The organism is Actinomadura roseirufa, from assembly GCF_900659635.1.
Lineage (GTDB): Bacteria > Actinomycetota > Actinomycetes > Streptosporangiales > Streptosporangiaceae > Spirillospora > Spirillospora roseirufa.
This window is the reverse complement of sequence record NZ_CAACVB010000422.1, coordinates 1-4,831: the sequence shown is the minus strand read 5'-3', so window position 1 is coordinate 4,831 and position 4,831 is coordinate 1. Positions and strand designations below refer to the sequence as shown.

Annotated in this window: 1 protein-coding gene; it reads right to left on the bottom strand. The window is 76.3% G+C overall.

From position 1 onward, the window contains the following. Positions 1–4,831: type I polyketide synthase (locus tag E1291_RS39295; RefSeq protein ID WP_131743096.1), on the bottom strand; the 4,831-nt coding region annotated here is incomplete at both ends.

Genomic DNA, 4,831 nt, shown 5'->3' with positions numbered 1-4,831 from the left:
AGCCGCGCGACCAGGGCGCGGCCGTCGCGCACCGCGAGCTGCGGCTCGTCCGGCACCAGCGGCAGCGCGGCCGCCACCGCCGCGTCGGCGGGATCCCCGGTGACGAGGGAGGCGAAGCGGCCGGGATGCTCGGACTGCGCGCTGCGGAGCAGGCCCCGCACCGCCTCGTGCGCGAGGTCGTCCGGCCGGGTGACGACGAGGAGGCGGGACGTGGCGGCGCGCGGGTCGTCCGGCCAGTCGCGCAGCACGCGCAGGACGTCCGCGCCGGTCTCGCGGACGCGTTCGGCGACAGGCCGCGCGGGGTCGGGGACACCGACGTGGTGCACGACGACGTCCGGCACCGCGCCGCCGGTCCGTCCGGCCGGGACCCACGTCACCTCGAACAGCCGGTCGCGTGCCCCGTGCGCGGTGAGCAGGCCAGGGGGGACGGGACGCACGGTGAGCGACTCGACGTCGACCACGGGCGTCCCGGACGGGTCCGCAGCGCTGATGGCCACGGCGTCGGGCCCGGCCGCGGTCAGGTGGACGCGCAGCGTGCGGGCCCCGGTCGCGTGCAGGCGCACGCCGGACCAGGAGAACGCCAGGCGCGGCTGGTCCGGGCCGGGGAGGAGGCCGGCGGCGGCGATGGGGTGCAGCGCCGCGTCGAGCAGTGCCGGGTGGAGCCCGTAACCGCCGGGGTCGGCCTGCTCCGGCAGACGCAGTTCGGCCCACGCCTCCCCTTCGCCGACCCAGACGGCGTGCACCGCGCGGAAGGACGGGCCGTACTCGACGTTGAGGTTCTCGTAGAAGCCGTCCAGGTCCAGGGGACGCGCGTGCGCGGGGGGCGGCCAGGGAACGCCGCGCCCCGGCCCGGCGTCCTCCGCCAGCGTCGCGGTGGCGTTCTCCGTCCACTCCGACCCGGCGCCGTCGCGCGTGTGCACCCGGACGGCCCGTCCGTCGACCGTGATCTGGAGGTCGAGCGCGCCGCCCTCGGGCAGCACGATGGGCGCGGAGCCGGTGAGCTCGGCGACGGCGGGGGCGCCGCGCAGGCCGCCGATGTGGTGGAGGGCGTCGAGCAGGGCGGTGCCGGGGAGCAGCACGGCGCCGCCGACGCGGTGGTCGGCGAGCCAGGGGTGATCGCGGCCGGTGAGCCGTCCGGTGAACACCGCGCCGCCCGACCCGGCGAGCGGGACGACCGCCCCGAGCAGCGGGTGCCCGGCCGGTTCCGGTCCGGCGGCCGGGCCCTGCGCGGGTTCGAGCCAGTAGCGCTCGCGCTGGAACGCGTAGGTCGGCAGTTCGACCGGCCGTGCTCCGGGTCCGGCGAGGGCGGCCGTCCAGTCGACGGGCACGCCGCGCACGTGAAGCTCGCCGAGCGAGAGGAGGAGGCGGCGGAGCCCGCCGTCGTCACGGCGGAGGGTCCCCACGACGGCCGAGGGTTCCGTGACGACCTCGGACAGGCCCGGGGCCAGGACGGGGTGTGCACTGACCTCGATGAACACCCGGAACCCATCATCGCTCAACGCCTGGGCGGCATCGGCGAAACGGACCTGCCGCCGCAGATTGCGATACCAGTAACCACCGTCAAGGGAGGACGTGTCGAGCCACTGCCCCTCGACCGTGGAGAAGAACGGTATCCGCGACTCCTGCGGAGACAAACCCTCCAGAAGGGTCGCCAACTCGTCCTCGATCGACTCCACATGCGAGGTATGCGAGGCGTAATCGACCGGGACACGACGAACCCGCACCTCCTCGGCCTCCAGCACCGCGACCAGTTCATCGAGAGCGCGGGGTTCGCCCGCCACCACCACCGACGCCGGGCCGTTGACGGCGGCGATCTCCAACCCGTCGGTCAGCCGCGCGGCCACCTTTTCCACCGGCAGCGCCACCGACACCATCCCGCCACGACCCGCAAGCCCACGCGCGATCGCCTGGCTCCGCAACGCCACCACACGCGCCGCGTCCTCCAGCGACAACGCCCCCGCCACGCACGCGGCGGCGATCTCGCCCTGCGAATGGCCGACCACGGCGTCCGGTGTCACTCCGTAGGAGCGCCAGACCTCCGCCAGCGACACCATCACCGCGAACGACACGGGCTGCACCACGTCCACGCGGTCCAGCGGGCCCCGCAGCGCGTCGGTGAGCGACCAGTCCACGTGGGCGGCGAGCGCGGCGGCGCAGTCGGCCATCCGCGCCGCGAAGACCGGGCTGGTCTCCAGCAGTTCAGCGCCCATGCCCGCCCACTGCGTCCCCTGGCCGGGGAAGACGAACACGGTCCTGCCGTCGACGTCGGCGGCGCCGGACACCACGGCCGGGGCGGGCGTTCCCGCCGCGAGGGCGGCGAGGCCGTCGAGCGCCTCGGCCCGCTCCCCCGCCACGACCACCGCGCGGTGGTCCAGCGCGGCCCGGGTCGTGGCCAGGGAGTGACCGATGGCGGCGAGCCCGGTGCCCGGTCGCTCCCGCACGGCGTCCCGCAGCCGCTCCGCCTGCGCCCGCAGCGCCTTCGCGGTGCGGGCCGAGACCGGCAGCGCCACCGCGCCGGGATCCGCCGCCGGGACGGCGGGAGCCGCGACGTCAGAGGACACGCCGTCGGGGGCCTGTTCGACGATGACGTGAGCGTTGGTGCCGCTCACGCCGAACGACGACACGCCCACCCGCCGGGGCCTGTCCACCTCGGGCCAGTCACGCTCTTCCGCCAGCAGCCGCACGCCGCCCGAGGACCAGTCCACCCGGGAGGTCGGCGCGTCGACGTGCAGCGTCCGGGGCAGCACGCCGTTCCGGAGCGCCTGCACCATCTTGATCACACCGGCCACGCCCGCCGCCGCCTGCGCGTGCCCGATGTTCGACTTCAGCGACCCCAGCCACAACGGCTGGTCGGCGGGCCGGTTCTGCCCGTAGGTCGCCAGCAGCGCCTGAGCCTCGATCGGGTCGCCCAAACGGGTACCCGTTCCATGACCCTCCACCGCGTCCACGTCCGCGCCCGACAGACCCGCGTTCGCCAGCGCCTGCCGGATGACGCGCTCCTGCGACGGGCCGTTCGGGGCGGTCAGGCCGTTGGACGCCCCGTCCTGGTTCACCGCCGAACCCCGCACCACCGCCAGCACCTCATGACCGTTGCGGCGCGCGTCCGACAACCGCTCCAGCACCAGAACGCCTACGCCCTCGGACCAGCCGGTGCCGTCGGCGGCCTCGGCGAACGGCTTGCAGCGGCCGTCGGCCGCGAGCGCGCCCTGCCGGGTGAACTCGACGAACGACGTGGGCCTGGCCATCACCGCCACTCCCCCGGCCAGCGCCAGCGACGACTCGCCCGAACGCAGCGACTGCGCCGCCAGATGCAACGCCACCAGCGACGACGAGCACGCCGTGTCGACGGTGACGGCGGGCCCCTCCAACCCGAGGGTGTAGGAGACGCGGCCGGAGGCGACGCTCCCGGAGTTGCCCGTCCCGAGGTAGCCCTCCAACCCGGCGGGCAGCACCCCGAGGTCGGTCGCGTAGTCGTGGTACATCAGCCCGGAGAAGACGCCGATGTCACGGCCGCGCAGCGACGTGGGGTCGACGCTCGCCCGCTCCAGCGCCTCCCACGACACCTCCAGCAGCAGCCGCTGCTGCGGATCCATCGCCAGCGCCTCACGCGGGGAGATGCCGAAGAAGCCCGCGTCGAAGTCGCCGGCGTCGTGGAGGAACCCGCCGTGCCGGGTGATGGAGCGCCCGGTCGCGTCCGGATCGGGGTCGTTCAGCGCGTCCAGGTCCCAGCCCCGGTCCGCGGGGAACTCCGAGATGGCCTCCCCTCCCTCGGCGACCAGCCGCCACAGGTCCTCGGGCGAGGAGACCCCGCCCGGCAGCCGGCAGGCCATGCCCACGATCGCGATCGGCTCGTCCGACAGGGCATGCGGGACGGCGGCGTCCTCGGGCGCGTCCTCGTCGAGCAGCAGGGCCCGCAGCCGCCGCGCCACCGCGGCGGGCGACGGCTGGTCGAAGGCCAGGGTGACCGGCAGGGACAGCCCGGACACGGCGGTCAGCCTGTCGCGCAGCGCCACCGCGGACGCCGAGGTGAGCCCCAGGTCGCGGAAGGCCGCGTCGGCGGGAACGCCGTCCCGATCGCCCGGGCCGAGCAGGGCGGCCACCTCGGCGCGGACCAGATCGGTCAGCAGCCGGTCGCGGTCGGCCCCGCCGGCGAGCTCCAGCAGCCGGCGCCGCAGCCCCGTGGCCACGCCGCCGTCCGGCGCCGTCCTTGTCGGCGCCTCGATCAGCCCGCGCAGCGGCGCGGGGACCTCGTCCGCGCGCACCGCCGCCGGATCCGGCCGCAGCGCGGCGAGGCTGGTCTCCCCGGCCGCGACGGCCGCGTCGAACATCGCCGTCCGCTCCTGCGCGGTCAGCCGCCCGATCCCCGGAGACGACGGGCGGCCGTCGCCCTCGACCGGGCCCAGGGCCAGGGACAGGGCGGGCAGGCCACGGGCCGCGCGGCTCCGGGCGAGGTCGTCGAGGAGGACGCCGGCGATGGCCTCCTCCTCCCGCCCCGCCGCGCCGAGCAGCCCCGTGGCCGGGGACAGCAGCACGAACGCCTCCAGCCCGGAGCCGGCCGTGAGGTCGGACAGGTTCACCGCGCCGGCCCATGCCGCCGCCGCGTCCTGTGCCGCCTCTTGGACGGTGGGGGCGTGGACGACGGCGGCGAGCCGCGGCCCGTCCCCGGCGAGCACCGCGGCGAGCGCGTCCCGGTCGGCGACGTCGCAGGCGGCCACGGTGACGCGGACGCCCCGCGCGGTCAGCTCGTCGCCCAGCGCGGTCGCGGCCCGCTCGCCGACGAGCAGCAGCTCGCGCACCCCGTAGGCGCCGGCCAGGTGCCGGGCGACGGCCG